Genomic DNA, 16,954 nt, shown 5'->3' on the forward strand with positions numbered 1-16,954 from the left:
TAACCTAAACCTATATGAAAACAAGCCGATTAGAAGCATTTAGTGATGGCGTTTTAGCAATTATCATAACCATTATGGTTTTAGAGCTCAAAGCACCACATGAAACCACTTTAAACGCGCTACTCTCAAAAACACCAATTTTTCTAAGTTATGTTTTTAGTTTTATTTATATAGGCATTTACTGGAACAACCACCACCATCTGTTTCAAATTACACAAAGAGTCAATGGTAAAATACTTTGGGCAAATCTACATTTGCTTTTTTGGCTGTCGTTAATTCCATTTACTACCGCTTGGATTGGTGAGGATTACGATGAAAAACTACCGGTTATAGCCTATGGTGTTGTTTTATTATTTTGTGCCTTAGCTTATTTCATTTTACAAGCGCAGATTATAAAATCACATGGCGAGGAATTCCCACTAAGAAGAGTTGTGGGCTCTGACAGAAAAGGGAAGATTTCCATTGTGTGTTATACGCTTGGTGTTGGGGTATCATTTCTGAACACTTGGATAGCGATTTCATTATATGCCATTATAGCAATTATGTGGCTTGTTCCGGACAAACGAATTGAAGAAAGCATATAACCCTTTAAAAATGCTGATATAAGTGCTTAATGGATACGGTTAAAACATATCAAAAGGTAAATATCGCTCATGACCACGTTAGTTTTGGGATATCAAAAATGGAAGATATCTACACCAAAAGGAACGGCGAAGTGGACGAACCCCATCGACATAACTATTACACCGTACTCATTATCAATGCAGCAAAAGGGCTTCACAAAATAGACTTCAACACCTACGACTTAGGAGAACGACAAATATACTTTGTTGCTCCAGGACAGGTGCATCAAGTTATAGAAACAGAAAAATCGTTTGGATATGCCATGACGTTTTCCAATCAGTTTTTAGTAGAAAACGCCATCCGTCTATCCTTTATTGACAGTTTAAACCTCTTTAACAACTACGGACAAAGTCCACCATTAACACCAGGAAAGGAACAATTTGAGCGCATAGTCGATTTTACGGATCAAATTTTCAAACTTTTCAATAGTGATTCCAACATGAGGTTGCTTTCGATCGGCGCTTTTTTAAAACTCTTATTAATAGAATGTAATAATATCTGTTCTATCAATCCGATAGAGTCTGACGTGGACACTACTGGCGACAACCTCATCAGAAAGTTTAAAAATTTGGTAGAAAAAAATTACAAGAAAGAACATGCTACTACATTTTATGCCAGCGAACTTTATATTACGCCCGACCATTTAAATAGAACCGTAAAATCAAGAATTGGCAAAACCGCAAAAGACTTCATTCAGGCGCGAATTATTACCGAAGCAAAACGACTGCTCTATTTTACCGATTTATCGAATAAAGAAATCGCTTATGATTTGGGTTTTAACGAGCCCGCCAATTTTAGTGCATTTTTCAAAAAAAACACCCAATTATCCCCTTCCAGCTTCAAGAAAAACGAGCATAAAGCTTAAACATCGGATTTTCATAAGTCTACTCCCCTTTTTCATATTCCACACGCTTTACTTTGGTCATATCTTTGTACCATAGTTAAAGCATAGGCTATGAATCGTAAGAAATTTATTAAAAATATCCTTTTAACCGGTGTTATTGGTGCTATTGCTCCACAAACATTTAAAGGATCAGAACAGAAGCCTACAACATCTACTTACGACAAATTAATGGATCGCGTAGGATTTAATCATTTACCAAATAAAAACATAAAGACTATGAACACAATAATTCACAAAGCAGACACAAGAGGACACGCTAATCATGGTTGGTTAAATTCCCACCACACCTTTAGCTTCGCTAATTATCACAATCCAGAACGCATGAATTTTGGTGTATTACGTGTATTAAATGATGATACTGTAGCAGCCGGAATGGGTTTTGGTACGCATCCACACGATAATATGGAAATTATTTCTATACCTTTAGAAGGCGATTTGGAGCACAAAGACAGTATGGGGAATGTGGCCGTTATTAAAGAAGGTGATGTACAGGTTTTAAGTGCAGGAACGGGAATTACACATTCAGAATACAACAAGAACAAAGATAGGGAGGTGAAATTCCTTCAAATTTGGGTGTTTCCTAAAGAAAGAAACGTTGCGCCTCGTTATGACCAAGTTTCTATCAGAGATATTGCAAAAGACAATGCGTTTTATCAAGTGCTTTCACCTAACCAAGACGACGAAGGCGTTTGGATCAACCAAGATGCTTGGTTTCATATAGGAAAGTTCGAAAAAGGAAAATCTGATGCGTATCAAATCAAAAAGGAAGGAAACGGCGTTTATGCTTTTATTCTTGATGGTGAAGTAGAAATCAATGATACAAAACTTTCCAAAAGAGATGGTATGGGCATTTGGGATGTAGATAGCATTAATGTAAAAGCAACAGAAAATGCGCGTGTATTGTTAATGGAAGTACCGATGACAATGTAATGCTGGATTTTAGATATAATTTTCTGATATTTGAAGTAACAGCCTCATAATTAAGAGTAGTCACAATAAATACCACACAACATGGAAATAATTATAAAAGAAAGAGACAACAAAGGCTTTGCACTGGCAAGTGAAGATGATAAGAAAGCAGGAATAATGACCTATTCTATTGCAGGCGAAGACCATATTATTATCGACCATACTGAGGTAGAACCTGAGTTTAAAGGTAAAAATGTTGGAAAGCAACTACTTTATAAGATTGTAGAAATGGCCAGAGAGAAACATATTAAAATCACGCCTCTATGTCCATTTGCAAATGCCATGTTTAGAAAATTTGAAGACATTCAAGACGTATTAAAAAAATAATAAATCAATTACTAATAAAATAAATAATAACACTAAAAAACATTTTAAGATGAATAAGAACACAAATTGGTCAATCGACACCGCACATTCAGAAATCGCATTCAAAGTTAAACATATGATGATTTCAACAGTAACAGGTCACTTCGAAGATTTTGACGCTACTGCAAAAACTGATGGTGATAATTTTAAAGATGCAGATTTTTCGTTTAATGCAAAAACAGCATCTATCAACACTAAAAACAAAGACAGAGACGCACATTTAAAATCTGATGATTTTTTCAACGCTGAAAAATTCCCAGAATTGAAATTCGTTTCAAAATCTTTTGATGGTGAAAAATTAACTGGAGATTTAACTATTAGAGACATCACTAAAGAAGTTGTTTTAGATGCTGAGCTTAATGGTGTAGCTGTTGATCCTTATGGACAAACAAAAGCTGGATTTGAGATGAAAGGTGAAATTAACAGAAAAGACTTCAACTTAACTTGGAGTGCTGTTACAGAAGCAGGAAGCATTGTAGTTTCTGATAAAGTTAAATTGGTTGCTGACGTACAATTCATCAAACAAGCATAAGTAACATACTATAGTTAGATGCTTCTACAAGTATCATAACCTTAAAGTATATAAAAGAGGCAGGCAACTGCCTCTTTTTATGTTCAATACGATATTGAAATAATAGTTATACCTTAATAGGTACAAAACAATTGACGTAATCACAAACTAAAAAATAGACAGCGATGAAAGCAGCAGTTTTAGAACAATTAGGAGAATCTCCAAAATATTTGGATTTCCCAAATCCGGAAGTTAAAAGTAATGACCAGTTACTCATAAACGTAAAAGCAGCAGCGGTAAAGAATTTAGATAAATTACGTGCAAGTGGTAAACATTATGCAAGTTATACTGAATTGCCAACCGTAGTAGGTATGGATGGTGTGGGTGTTTTAGAAGACGGAACCAGAGTTTATGCTCAGGGAATTACAGGAATGATTGCGGAAAAGGCCATTATAAACAAACACAGGTACACTCCAATTCCTGACCATTTAGACAATAATACTGCGGCCGCATTACCAAATGCTGTTTTGGGTTCGGCTATGGCTTTAAAAGTGAGAGGTGAAATTAAACCGGGTCAGAATGTTTTAATAAATGGAGCCACCGGTGTGACTGGGTTGTTGGCAGTTCAGATTGCGAAATATTATGGTGCCAAAACCGTAATCACAACCGGTAGAAATCAAGAGACTTTAGAGAAAACTAAAGCACTTGGCGCAGACCTTAGTATTTCATTAAAGCAAAATGATGACGTCATTATAGAGCACATAAAAAAAGTGCATCGCGAAACCCCTATCGATTTGGTTATTGATTATATCTGGGGTAAACCAATTGAATTGATCATTACCGCATTGAAAGGTGGCGGTCTACATAATTATACTCACAAAACCCGAATTGTAACTGTCGGGTCTATGGCGGGAGAACATATCAGTTTATCATCGGGCGTCTTAAGAAGTTCTGCCATTGAAATTTTAGGATCCGGATTTGGAAGTCTTTCAGAAGAAGACCTTCAGTCTCTCAGTGAAGACATTCTTCCTGAAATGTTCCAACTGGCTGCGGATGGCAAACTAAAAATGGAACTGGTGGTAGATAGCCTTAAAAACATTGAAACATTATGGACCCAAAAAATTGATTCAGGCAAAAGATTAGTGATTTCCATGGAAGAATCATTGTAATTGTTTGTGAGAAAAAAGACCACTTGGCACACTATTTGAATAATTGAAGCGGCTTTAACCGCGTAATACAAACAGTAAAATATTTAAAACAATAAACTAAAAAATGACAAAACAATTTTTGACAATGACCATGCTTGCAGCCCTATTTTTAAGCGCTTGCAAAGAAACTCCAAAACAAGAAAACGCAGACACAGAAATAACAGAAACTGTTGAAAAGGTTGAAGACAACATCGTTAAAACAACTTCAATTGGCAATGACGGAAAGGAAATAGAATTCGTTTTCAATAATACAGCAGGTACAGCGACTTTCGTTTTGGATGGTGAGACTGTTGAATTACAACAACAAAAATCGGCTTCGGGAGTGTGGTACAAAAATGATCAGTATGAACTTATAGGAAAAGGCAACGACCTCCAATTGAAAAAAGGTAACGAGATCGTATTTGAACACCAAGATGACATTGTACAAACGTCTCTTAAGGACGACAAAGGTCAGACACTTGATATGACGTTCAACAACACAGAAGGCACGGTTAAAGTGTATCTAAATGGTGGAGAACAAATTGATTTAATAGCCGAGAAAGCTGCTTCAGGCATTTGGTACAAGAATGAGCACTATGAGCTAAGAGGAAAAGGAGAGAAATTGGAATTGACTAAAGACGGCAAGACAGTTTTCAAAAACTAAAAAGAGCCCATTTCTATATACAAAGCGGTTTGAACTAAAATTCAAGCCGCTTTTGCGTTCAGTTTGTGAGTTATTACAAAGCGAAGGTTGATCTGCAATGGCTGTTAGGACACATGCATGCTTTAGAATCTCGCATTAGTTATATCTATTCTGAAAAGAATCAAATTTCAATCGTAATCCGATTAATAATTAGCGAAATAGTGTTAACTTATACAACCTCTTGTTAAGACCTTTAAAATCTTAAAATAGAGACTTATTAACCAAAACAGAAATAATTATGAATGATGATTATGCCAAAAATGAAATTGATTACATCCGCCGCTATGAAGCTGCCGGCTTTACAGATCAATATCGGATTGTCGAGAATCAATTAGAAAATTTAGAAACAAAGAATAGATATGCACCTCAAGATGTGACTATATTAAGGGAACATCGTTATGAAGGTTTTAGTAATCCTTCTGATACGTCCTTATTATATGTTATCCAAACGAAAGATGGCAGTAAGGGAACTATGTTGGCAAGTTATGGAGCGGATGGTAATGATTCTATACATGAGTTTATGAATGCCATCCCAGAAAGCAATATTACTACTGATGTTATGCTTCCGCCTGATGCTGATGAGTAATCATTTTGATAAACTTGGAATCACCCAATTTGCAGTTTAGACGTACATTCCGATAATTTCAATTGGACTCCTTAAAGTGTCTCAATCACTTTTGGAATCGATTGTGATGCCCAGCATCGGAAACACTCAAAATAAAACGCATAAAAAAAGCCATAATCTTTAGATTATGGCTTTTCACTTTAGTAGCCGAACCCGAACAAATCTCGAAACATTTTTTGGAAGATTTGGAACGGTTAAACTCGTTAAGTCACGAAGCTACTGCCTAAAAGCATTAAGTAGAACCCTAATGAAAAAATATATTTGTTGATACTGTTTTATAATGTTAAAGTATATGTTGGTACATTTTTTTGACTAAATTTATAACCTATTTAAGCCACGAAACCGAATTATCAAGCATTATAATAGTTATCTTTTCGTAATTTGTTACCTTTGTAATGTAAAGAAGTAGTATGAAAACTATACAAAAGTTGAGAGTATTATCACAAATTTTCTCCCCGCCTATGTTCCAAAAGATAGTACGGGAAGACGATTATGTGCTTTTTCAAAAACAAATAGATAAATACTTCAACACTACCTCATACGAAACCAACTTAGACATAATCAAGTCTTTATATAAGTCCTTACAAAAGCAATATAGATGTGAATACATCTATAAGAATAATTTGATTATTGATATTATAAAAACTCATAGCTTAAAATCAACATTAACACTTAATGAACTAAAAATTGGTGCTTCAAAAGCTGACTTGGTTATGTTGAACGGTGCTGTAAGAGTCTATGAGATTAAAACGGAACTTGACGGATTAGAAAAATTGGCAAAACAAATAAATGACTACCAAAAATTTGCCAATGAGGTACATATTGTTACAGATGAAAAATATGCTAAAAAGCTCCAAGTTGAATACGAAAATACAAGCATTGGTATTATCGCATTAAATGCCAAAAATAAATTGGAAACAATAAAAGAGGCAGATGCAAATAAATCTTTCTTCGACTTTGAAACTATTTTTAAAATATTGAGAAAGCAAGAGTATCTTGATTTAGTTGCTGTTAATTTTGGTTCTGTCCCTGATGTTCCTAATACAAAGATTTTTAGAGCTTGTTACGAACTACTTGCCACAATTGATATAGTTGATTTTCAAAAGCAGGTATTAAATAAACTAAAAGAGAGAAAACTATTGAACCCCGACTTGCTGAAATCATCTAAAACCCCAAGAGAACTAAAGCACATTTGTAATTCTTTGGATTTTAATGAGCAGGAATATCAAAGATTGTATAATTTTTTAGCAACCAAAAGCGTATGTATCAACCGTATATAAGAGGAAAGCAGTTTGAGTTGATAGGAATAAGAGAATTAACTAAACCTGTTCTTTTGCCAAATAAAGAAAAAGTATCTCCTATTATTGAACCTGTCAAGGATTCTTCTACTTTAAAGACTACGATAAAAGAATTAGCAAGTAATGATATCAACTTTACAGTTGTTGTTAATCCACAAGTAGGAACATTCAAAGATACCAATGCAATCTTTAATGCTATTAGCAGTTCAGTTGGAGATTATACAAATTATCAGATAGGTGTTATTTTCCATAATAGGATAGACCATTCAAAAGCTATTGGCATTTTACAACAATATGCAAAAGTTATTCCTGCTCTAAGTATTATTCATAATGCCGTGTTTGATAACATTTCAGATGTTCTTAAATCATATCAAGAACATTTTGCCATTCGATATAATGTAATCAATCTATCATCGACAAGTAGAAGATATTTTAGAAATTTTGAAAGAAATACCTTAATTGAACTTGATGATTATTTCAATGCTCAAACAAAGAATGCGGATTATTTGCAAGTAGATGAAAGCAATTTTTCAGAAGAACATATCTATTACAAAGAAGAAGGGTTTGAAGGTTTTTCGGACTATCTTTCTATTGGAGAGGAATATTCGGAAACAGGGTTTCTTCCCTATGCTGTTGCGATACATTTATCTTATGCGGAAGCACAGACAAATAGAATAAAAGTTAAACATTTTGTTTCTGACTCAAATGATGACACATCAGATATTGCAGGAAAGTTTGCTGAGGCGTTAGATAAACTTATTGCTTGGTGTGACCAAACAGGCTATGACTCTATTGCTATATCTGAATTTAGACGATTTCACGAAAACGGACACTTTCCAGGATTAGGGACATTGAAGAAACTTTCCTTAATGAACCATATAGATTTAGTATTGAAATTGATTTAGTATGAATTGTTGCACAAATTGTTTTGAGAGCAGTTATATAAATGCTATCATTTTGGGTAACAAGATAACAGATAATTGTGATTATTGCCTGTCCGAAAATGTGAGTGTCTATGAGGCTTCCGAATTAAACCCTTTCTTTCTTGGGATTATTGACTTGTATGAAGTTGATACCGTCAATGGAAAACCATTAGAAAGTCAAATCATTACGGATTTTCATAAAAAGGTATTTACCCAAAAACTAATTGATACAAATAATATAAAACAGCTCATTGCTGAGATTATTAAAGATGACATTGCCAATTATCAAAATGTTTTAGACAACCCTGTAAGATTAAGGTTTCATAATACAGGAGCAGAGGAAGACGTTACTCAACCGCTTTTCCTTTCTTGGGATAAGTTTTCCGAAGAAATAAAAACCGTAAATAGATTTCATTTTGTAAATGCTTTGGATTTACAAAAATTAAAATCCTTATTCAAACATTTTCAGAAAGATTACAAAAAGGGAAAGAAATTTTATCGAGCAAGAATTAGTAATAATCCACAGGGGTATCCTTTCGAACAAATGGGTAATCCTCCTAATGAATTAGCTAAAAGCGGAAGAGCCAATCCAAATGGTATTTCTTATCTCTATATTGCTAATGACATAACAACAACTTTATATGAAGCAAGAGCAAGTTTATTTGATTACGTTTCTGTCGGTACATTTAAACTTGAAGAAGACATAAGAGTAGTTAATTTAAGTCGCTCCACATACGATGTATTCAGGCTTGCAGAATTAGAGTCTTTAGAAGAAGTTATGTTACACGGTTCTTTCATTGATAAATTAGAAGAAGAACTTTCAAAGCCAAGAAGAAAGAATGACAGCGAATTGGATTATCTGCCAACACAGTATCTTTCAGAACTGATAAAATCAATGGGATTTGACGGTATAGAATTTAGAAGTTCATTATATTCGCAGGGTTATAACGTTGCAATATTTTATCCTGAAAAATTCAAGTGCATTGAAACTAATGTCTATGACATTGAAAATATAAATCTTGAATACACCCAATTAAATACTAAATAAACCCTACCTCCCGTCCTGTTTATCCATATATTCTTCCAAAGAAGATTTCAGTTGGTCTAAAAACGAGGTGCGGGAACCGGCACGGTATTTCATTCGATGGAAAGAGTTATGCAGATCTCCTAAAGTAATCCGGAATAGTTTTTCTAAAACTAAACTGACTTTTCGTATTCCTACTTTACCATAGGAAAGAGAGCCATTCGCATAAAGAGCATAAATAAGTTCTATCAAGGCATTTTTGCTATCCGTCCAAAGAATACCATCGGATGAAATATCTCTTGCAGAAAGAGAGCCTGCTATTTCATCATCGTTAATTTTTTGGAGTATGTAGGTATAGAGTAGCTCATTTGCTATTATCCGAGCCACTTTGTTGTCATAATAAGTTGAAAAAAGTGGGTCAATTTCAAAGACGAAACTGTTCAGACCATCGTGGAAATTAATGTTGCCTAACCTAAAGTAGGTTTCATCACGATCGGTTCTTCCCGAACGATAATACCTGTAAAAATCAGAATAGTAGATATGCTCTTTGTATTCCTGTTTTAGTTCCTGCAACTGTTCTGAAAAATAACTTGCATACATTTTCCCTCCGTCAACAGGACAACATGTCTGTATGCGAAATATCTTATTGTGGTAAATGAGTTTAGAGAGAATATACGGTTTAATGTTGCGGAAGAAATTGATTTCCTCCCATTGGTTTTTAAAGCCTTGTTTTGTAACCACCTCCCTCATCGACCATAAATATTCTTTCAGGAATATCAGCATTTGGTACGCTTCATCAATCGCATTGGTGGCAGACACAGAAATTTTATTTTCTTTTCGCTGTATCTCCGAGATAATATGATTTAATGAAAATACCATTTTTGTTAGTCTGTTTTAACTATTTTCTCTTTCATTTCCTCGCCTTTCTGTTTTATAGATTCATTAGTTTTTGGAACGAAAAGTCGGAGCTGAACATTTCCGTTTCGTTTATTATTGATTCTTCCTGTGCTTCTCTTCCATAAGCAAACATTTGCTGTTCATAATTTTCAATAGCCTCTTCAATGCTGTTAAATTTCCTATCGGCCAGATTATCAGACAATATAAAGGCGTCCATCAACCCACTGTTTACGCCTTGTCCTGCAAAAGGAGGCATCAAATGAGCGGCATCTCCAATCATCGTTATGGGTAATGGACGCTTGCTTTTCCAAGACTTATTTAAGGGAAATATTCGTGTCGCTAATCCTACAAAAGATGATGTCAAACGAATCAGTTCTTTGTAGCGTTCGTCCCAATCGGAAAATTTTTTCAGGAGAAAATCAATGACATTATTTCTGTCTTGAAAATCTACTTGCATTTTGTTTTTCCATTCATCAGGTGTTTTAAAACTTATTCCAAAATGCAATGCACCATTATTATTGGGATTCGCAAATAATAAATTACCTTGATGAGCAGCCATTAGCCGGTTTCCATTGCATAGCCGAAGAAATCCAAGACAGTTTATCTCTGGTTGATGAATATCGGCTTGTATATTGAAAGTACCTGTTTCTTCAACTTCCGTGTCGGTAACAAATTTTCTTACTTTAGACATTCCACCATTGGCAATAATAACCAGATCTGCTGTTTCACTCGATTTATCCCCAAAAGTTAGTATCCACTTCTCCTTATCAGGTTCAAGGGTAACAAGTTTTCTATCCCAAATGACGGTGTCATTTTGTAAACTATTTAATAAGATAGTCCTTAAGTCATTTCTGTTTATTTCAGGATTGTCAAAACGATTTTCGGGCTTTACATTTTTTGTGGTTAAAATATTGCCCTTTTCATCAACAATATTTACACCCATTGGTAAAGCTAAATCATAATAAGTCTGTAACAATCCCGCTCTTTTCATTGCTTCCTGTCCCGAATCCCTGTGCAGATCAAGTGTCCCACCAAAAATCCTTGCATCTCGGTCTTTGTCTCTCTCGTAAACTGTAACGTCAACGCCGTTTTGCTGTAACAATCTCGCCATCGTCAATCCAACAGGCCCGCCTCCAATTATGGCGATTTTTTTATGTTTTAGTAAAATCATAACTGTTGTTTGCTGGTTTTCAGCTAATGTCTGTCAATTTAATTATTTTATTTTTTTCAAATTCAAACACGGATTTTCCGGACAACTTTAGCTCTTGCCCTTTTTTTAAGCCGTTCGGAAAGTCCATTGCTAAAATTGCTTTATAAGCAATTTCTACTTCCGTGTTGTTGTCAAAATGCTTAAACGATTTAACGGTCTGCGTTCTTTTTGTAAAGTATGTTTTTGCGGTTTCCGCCTGTTCTTTAAACGCCGTTAACCCTTTCAATGATAAACTGATCTCATTATTTTGGATGTTTTCAAAAACAATATTATCGTCAAGGTCTGCAACCATTTTTTCAATATCAAATTGGTTGTATCCATCGATGTAGTTATTGATAATGTTTACTCTGGCTGTCATATTTTGTTATTATTTATGGGTTACATTGTTTATGCGGTCTGCCGGTTGTCCTACTCTTTATTCAGCATATTTTTTAAAAATACTGGTGGCAATGTGTCCGCCAAAACCAAAGGTATTACTCATTGCGTAGTTCACTTGCCGTTGTTGTGATTGGTGCAACGTCAAGTTAAATATATCCCTATATTCGGGTTCAATATCTACCGAATTGATTGTTGGCGGAACAATGTCATTCTGAACCGCCTTAATGCAAGCAATTGCTTCAATTGCCCCTGCAGCACCTAACAAATGTCCTGTCATTGATTTTGTCGCACTAATATTTAATTTACTTTGTCTGCCGAAAAGTCTTTCCATTGATTTTAATTCGCTCATATCGCCTTGTGGTGTTGATGTAGCGTGTGTGTTCAGATAATCTATATCATTAGCGGAAATGTTTGCATCTTCCAATGCTGAAACCATACCTAAATACGCCCCTTCTCCCTCTGGGTGCGTACCTGTTAAATGATATGCGTCTGAAGCCATACCACCGCCAACAATCTCGGCTATAATTGGAGCGTTTCGTTTTATAGCGTGTTCATAGCTTTCCAAAATGATTGCACCTGCTCCTTCTCCCATAACAAAACCGTCTCTGTTGATGTCAAAAGGACGTGATGCCATTTGCGGATTTTCATTTAAGGTTGACAATGCTTTTGACGCGTTGAAACCACCAACGGCACTTTCGTTGATAGGCGCTTCCGAACCGCCTGTTATTATCATATCTGCTTTGCCCCAACGGATATAATTAAAGGCATCAATGATTGCGGTATTGGAAGTTGCACAAGCTGAAACAGTTGTAAAATTTATGCCTCGAAGCCCGTATTTTATCGAAATGATGCCCGAAGCAATATCGACTATCATCTTCGGGATGAAGAAAGGGCTAAAACGTGGTGTTCCGTCCCCTTGCGCAAATTCAGTTACCTGCTGTTGAAATGTGCCGATACCACCATTTCCCGACCCCCAAATAACGCCAATACGGTTTTTGTTCAGCGTTTCAAAATTGATGTTGGCATTTTTAATTGCTTCTTCAACGGAAATTAAAGCATATTGTGTAAACAAATCGTATTTTCTTGCTTCTGCTTTTTCAATATGGTTTAATGGGTCAAAGCCTTTGAGTTCGCAAGCAAATTTCGTTTTGAATTTTGATGTGTCAAATTTTGTAATGGGGTTAGCACCGTTAACACCTTTTAAAAGCGATTGCCAAAAATCATCTACGTTATTTCCAATGGGCGTTAATGCTCCAAATCCTGTAATTACTACTCTTTCCATTATTTTTTTTCTATATCAATTAATATTTGCCGGGATACTTCGTCAAAATATATTTTTTCAGTTATCATCGATATTCTTGAAATAGCCAATAGATTCGTCAGTATCATTAAAGCCTGAATGCGTGGTGCTGCTTTATAAACGAATAGTTTTTCTTTTTCTCCTTTATCCAGAATGTGTGCTAAGTAATCTATCTCTTCTTCTATATAATTGTTTAATATCGCTTTGATTTGAGGCTCTAAAGTGTTTATATCTGCCGCTAATGCAGCAATTATTGAGACTTTATTTTGCTCTCTTATTAAAATATGTTCATCTATATAACCTCTTAAAGCCGATTTCATATTGCTGTAATTGTTTCGTTTTCTGTCTTCTTTATTTTTTTGAATAACATGTTCTAAAACAGCTACAATCAAATCATTTTTCGTCGGAAAATAATAATGGATAGAAGAAGTTTTAATGCCAATTTCTTTAGATATATCCTTGTAACTAAAAGCATTTGTCCCTCTTGTCGTGATAAATGTTATGGCTTCGGTTACTATTTTTTCTTTTGTTTCCATAACGCAAAGATATAAATTTCTATCTACTAATAGGTAGATAATCTTAAAAATTTTGCTCGTACTTCTCTCTTTTTGATTTTTGTAATGATTTCTTTATTCAAATACTCCTTTTCAAATTCTACATTAAAAAAAGCCTTTCAGCAATAAAACTGAAAAGCTTTTCGCAGTTGTTACATATAAGTCAAAAACAATACGGGAAATCTCTCTTTTCGATTTTTACAACTTGGTTGTAAAAATCGAAAAGAGACTGTATGTTGCCTGAACAAATTAAAGGTATCGCTTCGGTCAATATGTCTTCATCCCAATCCCACCACTTGATATCTAACAGGATCTGAATCTCTTCGTCCGAAAACCTTTTTTTAATCGGTTTTGCAGGGTTTCCGCCGACAATAGTGTAAGGGGCAACATCTTTGGTGACTAATGACCTACTACCGATTACCGCCCCGTCACCGATCTTCACTCCCGGCATAATCATTGCCTCGCTCCCTATCCAAACATCATTACCGACAACTGTATCGCCCGCGTTTTCAAATCCGTTAATTGCTTTATTGAATGCTTCAATCTCCGGCATATAAAAAAAGGGAAAACTGGATATCCAATTATGTCGATGCCCTTGATTGCCCGCCATTATAAAACTTGCACCGCTACCTATGGAACAGAATGAACCTATGACCAATTTATCAACGTCATCTCTATCTGGAAATAAATAGCGAGCGCAGTCATCAAAAGAATGTCCATGATAATAACCGGAATAGTAGGAATATTTCCCAGCCGTGATATTGGGGTTGGTAATATGGTCTCTAATTATTTTGCCCTTAAATGGGCTATCGAAAAAATTCATCTTTTTAGCATTTATTATTAAATAATTCAATAGAATGTCAGGGCAACATCTATTGCCTTGACAGAGATTATATGTTCCTAAAAATATGCTAATCTGATTTTTTCATACAACAAAGGTAAGTAATTTTAAAACTTGTTTTGAAAATAAGGACAATCTCTATTATTTTTTTTGTCTTGTTTTCTTCTTTTTCTTCATTCTATTGGCAAAATCCTGTTCCTCGTAATCTTCGCCCTGTGCTTGGGGCAACAGGCTGAACAATCCCAAATCAGAACTGTGCGAATGTTCCTGCGTGATAAACTCGAAAAGGTCTTTGGTCGGTTGGTGGTCTATCGTGTTCGTATCGGAAACAGGGCTGTCCTGTGCTTTCAATGCGGGTTTGTTTCCGTTGTTCCACCAATCGTTAAACAGATTTGCCGACAGGTTTCTGTCCAACTGCGAGCCATTCCAAACAGTACGGCTACCATTGTCAATAAAAGTAATACCATAAATCCGTCCGCTGTCGTTTCTGCGGACAACGGTGTGAATGTCCTGTTCGGCAAGTTGCTTTTTAAATTCCTTTTCGCTGTTTGTGGTGTGAATGGCAAGTTCCACCGAATTTTTGAGAACAGACTTCGCAGGGTTGGTTTTCATCTTCTCTTTGGATTGTTCAAAGTGCCGTTGTAATCCGTTTACTCCTGCGTGCTTGCCAAACAAAGATGCTTTGAACGGTTTGCTTGCCTTTTCTCCCTTGTCGTTCAAAGCAAAATATACCAATCCGTGTACAGGCTCTCCGTTGCGTTCGCCTTTTATTTCCTCTGCCGTAATATTCAAAAACGAAAGCAAAGCGTTGTATGTCCCAATGCTTGTATATTGGTAATACTTCGGCAGGTGTCGCACTACCGAAGCTATTTGGCTTTTTATATCGCCTTTCTGCTGTTCTACCTTTTTGAAATTTCTGCTGTCGTGTTTCTGTTCCTGCTCGGTAGCTTTGTGCAGATTGTATTTCGTTTCCAAATCCCGACAGATAGCCATTGAGCGAGGGTGGTCGTAATCATCGGGGATTTTCCTGCCGTCAATGCCCACGCAGGTCGAAACGATGTGTATATGCGTGCGGTCAATGTCCGTATGTTTGAATACGATATACGGCTGATTGCCGTAACCCATACGCTCCATATATTCCTGTGCCATTTCGGTAAACTGTTCATCGCTTACCGTGTCTTTCGGGTCGGGGTTCAATGAAATGTGCCGTACCGTCTTTTCCGTTCGGATATTGGCAGACAGATACGGCTCAAAACACTTGTTGAAGTACGCAACGGAATACCTACCGTCCATTGTGTCGGGTATCTTATTCAGCAACAGAACCGCTCCGTTTTCCGTTTCCACTTTCTGCTGATTGTACAAAATAGCTCCGTACATATTGCTTCCCTTTCCGATTTTTGCAACCATTTCTTTACTCTTTGTTTAGGTATTTCTTTTCAAATTCTGCGGTAAGGATTAAAACTTTGAGCAATAATTCTTTCATTGCTGCGGTCTGTTTTTCCAATTTGTAGAGGTATGCCAATGCCTTTTTCTCCGAAAAGTGTGTGTTCAACAGCTTTACAATCTGATTGTAATTGGTTGCTATTCCTCTGAACTGTCCGAAAAACTTGGTCAATCCTGCGTGGTATTCTACCGCATTCATATCAATTTTTACGGTTTTTACCGTCTTTTGAAAGATACAAGCCGTAATGAAATGTGCCTTTATGTTCATTCCCGATTGGTCGAAAAGGGCAAGGAACTTGGCGTTTTCCTCTGCGTTCAGACTGATGGAATACCGATGTACCGCAGGGTCGTTCTTCGGTTTTCTTCCTGTCTTTTTAATCTGTTTTCTGTTCACTTCTTCCATAATCAAATCATTTTAATGTTAAACCAAAACTGCGACTTCGGAGCGGTTTTCAGCCACCTGCAAGGGCAAGTGCTTTTGAGATGCGGAATTTATTCCGAGTAGCTCAAAAGATAACTTGCTCTGAACAGGGGTTCAGAAAATCCGTTCTGCGGAACGGATTGGAGTTAGCCGAAAAAACCAACCGCTTCCATTTGCAAAGTTCGGCAAGACTGTTTGAAAAACAGCTGTTTACAGTCACGACAATGAACGCCAAATAGTGCCACTGACTGCCACTTTTATTTGGGTTGGGGGTTATCTTGACGATGCGTTGCTCCCCCTTAAAATTATTTTCCAAAAGAAAAAAACAGAAAAAAAAGAAAGCCATTTTAACAAGGCGGACAAGCGGAAAAACCAAAAGGAAACGGAATAAGTCCCGAAGGGTGGCGAAGCCATTATGCCGTAGTCTTTTGGTGGGCGGTGCGGTGGCTGTCCGCCTTATCTTTGCTACCTTTTTATTCTTTTTTGAATATGATTTTAACTTCTTTCATAATAATATTTGGCAACTGAACGCCAAATGCTACCTCTCACTGCAACATTGGAAGCCCGACTTGTTTACCTGATTAATTTAGTCAGTACAAAACGAGTTAGGCGATGCAGGAGAGAAAAGAAATAGAAAAAATACCTATCGAGGAAGCAATGGAGCTTCTCCGTGAGGTCGGTATTGACGTGGAACAGGAAACAGCCGAACTGATTATGGAGTTTTTGTACAACCTCACAATGATAATTATCCGTGAATGCTTTGACACCGAATGATT

General features: G+C 36.1%; 20 protein-coding genes. 12 read left to right on the plus strand and 8 right to left on the minus strand.

Translation table 11 applies throughout. The features are described 5' to 3' along the window. Window positions 1–14 precede the first annotated feature (14 nt). The 11 genes from Q0947_RS14340 to Q0947_RS14390 all read left to right on the plus strand — a co-directional run bounded on the left by Q0947_RS14340 (window position 15) and on the right by Q0947_RS14390 (window position 9,158). Complete coding sequence (locus Q0947_RS14340; RefSeq protein WP_299399209.1) at window positions 15–584, plus strand: TMEM175 family protein; 570 nt, start codon at window positions 15–17, stop codon at window positions 582–584. Window positions 585–613: 29 nt separating this feature from the next. Then, window positions 614–1,489 (plus strand): AraC family transcriptional regulator, encoded by an 876-nt coding sequence (locus Q0947_RS14345; protein WP_299399214.1) that lies wholly within the window; start codon window positions 614–616, stop codon window positions 1,487–1,489. Between the two features lie 255 nt (window positions 1,490–1,744). Then, complete coding sequence (locus tag Q0947_RS14350; RefSeq protein WP_299399464.1) at window positions 1,745–2,458, plus strand: pirin family protein; 714 nt, start codon at window positions 1,745–1,747, stop codon at window positions 2,456–2,458. Window positions 2,459–2,539: 81 nt separating this feature from the next. After that, a complete protein-coding gene (locus tag Q0947_RS14355) occupies window positions 2,540–2,824 on the plus strand; it encodes a GNAT family N-acetyltransferase (protein ID WP_299399219.1) in 285 nt (94 codons plus the stop codon). Between the two features lie 49 nt (window positions 2,825–2,873). Continuing rightward, window positions 2,874–3,395, plus strand: a complete 522-nt coding sequence (locus Q0947_RS14360) for a YceI family protein (protein WP_299399224.1) — start codon at window positions 2,874–2,876, stop codon at window positions 3,393–3,395. A gap of 164 nt (window positions 3,396–3,559) precedes the next feature. Next, on the plus strand, window positions 3,560–4,543 hold the full coding sequence (locus Q0947_RS14365; RefSeq protein WP_299399229.1) for a zinc-binding dehydrogenase: 984 nt from the start codon (window positions 3,560–3,562) through the stop codon (window positions 4,541–4,543). A gap of 103 nt (window positions 4,544–4,646) precedes the next feature. Next, on the plus strand, window positions 4,647–5,225 hold the full coding sequence (locus Q0947_RS14370) for an MliC family protein (protein WP_299399233.1): 579 nt from the start codon (window positions 4,647–4,649) through the stop codon (window positions 5,223–5,225). A 277-nt stretch (window positions 5,226–5,502) separates the two neighbouring features. Continuing rightward, entirely contained in the window at window positions 5,503–5,850 is a 348-nt protein-coding gene (locus Q0947_RS14375; protein ID WP_299399237.1) for a hypothetical protein, read from the plus strand. Window positions 5,851–6,299: 449 nt separating this feature from the next. Beyond that, window positions 6,300–7,169, plus strand: a complete 870-nt coding sequence (locus Q0947_RS14380) for a sce7726 family protein (protein ID WP_066679297.1) — start codon at window positions 6,300–6,302, stop codon at window positions 7,167–7,169. Beyond that, window positions 7,151–8,092: a sce7725 family protein gene (locus tag Q0947_RS14385; protein WP_066679298.1), complete on the plus strand. Its 942-nt coding sequence runs from the start codon at window positions 7,151–7,153 to the stop codon at window positions 8,090–8,092. Before Q0947_RS14380 ends, Q0947_RS14385 begins: the two co-directional genes overlap by 19 nt. Before the next feature lie 52 nt (window positions 8,093–8,144). Next, window positions 8,145–9,158 (plus strand): RES domain-containing protein, encoded by a 1,014-nt coding sequence (locus Q0947_RS14390; RefSeq protein WP_066764787.1) that lies wholly within the window; start codon window positions 8,145–8,147, stop codon window positions 9,156–9,158. Window positions 9,159–9,161: 3 nt separating this feature from the next. On the opposite strand, the gene Q0947_RS14395 is transcribed toward Q0947_RS14390, so the two are convergent. The 8 genes from Q0947_RS14395 to mobA form a co-directional block, all read right to left on the minus strand. Further along, a complete protein-coding gene (locus Q0947_RS14395; RefSeq protein ID WP_229986995.1) occupies window positions 9,162–10,013 on the minus strand; it encodes an RteC domain-containing protein in 852 nt (283 codons plus the stop codon). Between the two features lie 52 nt (window positions 10,014–10,065). After that, window positions 10,066–11,202: a tetracycline-inactivating monooxygenase Tet(X) gene (tet(X), locus tag Q0947_RS14400; protein ID WP_299399256.1), complete on the minus strand. Its 1,137-nt coding sequence runs from the start codon at window positions 11,200–11,202 to the stop codon at window positions 10,066–10,068. Window positions 11,203–11,221: 19 nt separating this feature from the next. Beyond that, on the minus strand, window positions 11,222–11,599 hold the full coding sequence (locus tag Q0947_RS14405; RefSeq protein ID WP_299399260.1) for a nuclear transport factor 2 family protein: 378 nt from the start codon (window positions 11,597–11,599) through the stop codon (window positions 11,222–11,224). A 57-nt stretch (window positions 11,600–11,656) separates the two neighbouring features. Continuing rightward, the gene (gene fabF / locus Q0947_RS14410; RefSeq protein WP_299399265.1) at window positions 11,657–12,901 is read right to left on the minus strand and encodes a beta-ketoacyl-ACP synthase II; all 1,245 of its coding nucleotides are present in this window, start codon (window positions 12,899–12,901) and stop codon (window positions 11,657–11,659) included. After that, entirely contained in the window at window positions 12,901–13,455 is a 555-nt protein-coding gene (locus Q0947_RS14415) for a TetR family transcriptional regulator (protein WP_299399269.1), read from the minus strand. The genes fabF and Q0947_RS14415 overlap by 1 nt, the downstream gene beginning before the upstream one ends. 181 nt (window positions 13,456–13,636) lie before the next feature. Continuing rightward, window positions 13,637–14,296, minus strand: a complete 660-nt coding sequence (gene catB, locus Q0947_RS14420) for a type B chloramphenicol O-acetyltransferase (protein ID WP_066679309.1) — start codon at window positions 14,294–14,296, stop codon at window positions 13,637–13,639. A 159-nt stretch (window positions 14,297–14,455) separates the two neighbouring features. Next, window positions 14,456–15,721 (minus strand): conjugal transfer protein MobB, encoded by a 1,266-nt coding sequence (gene mobB, locus Q0947_RS14425; RefSeq protein WP_066679310.1) that lies wholly within the window; start codon window positions 15,719–15,721, stop codon window positions 14,456–14,458. A 4-nt stretch (window positions 15,722–15,725) separates the two neighbouring features. Continuing rightward, a complete protein-coding gene (mobA, locus tag Q0947_RS14430) occupies window positions 15,726–16,160 on the minus strand; it encodes a conjugal transfer protein MobA (RefSeq protein ID WP_066679312.1) in 435 nt (144 codons plus the stop codon). Between the two features lie 630 nt (window positions 16,161–16,790). Between mobA and Q0947_RS14435 the strand changes: the two genes are divergently transcribed. After that, a complete protein-coding gene (locus Q0947_RS14435) occupies window positions 16,791–16,952 on the plus strand; it encodes a hypothetical protein (protein WP_165826534.1) in 162 nt (53 codons plus the stop codon). Window positions 16,953–16,954 lie beyond the last annotated feature (2 nt).

It is taken from the genome of uncultured Gelidibacter sp., from assembly GCF_947500795.1.
Classification (GTDB): domain Bacteria; phylum Bacteroidota; class Bacteroidia; order Flavobacteriales; family Flavobacteriaceae; genus Gelidibacter.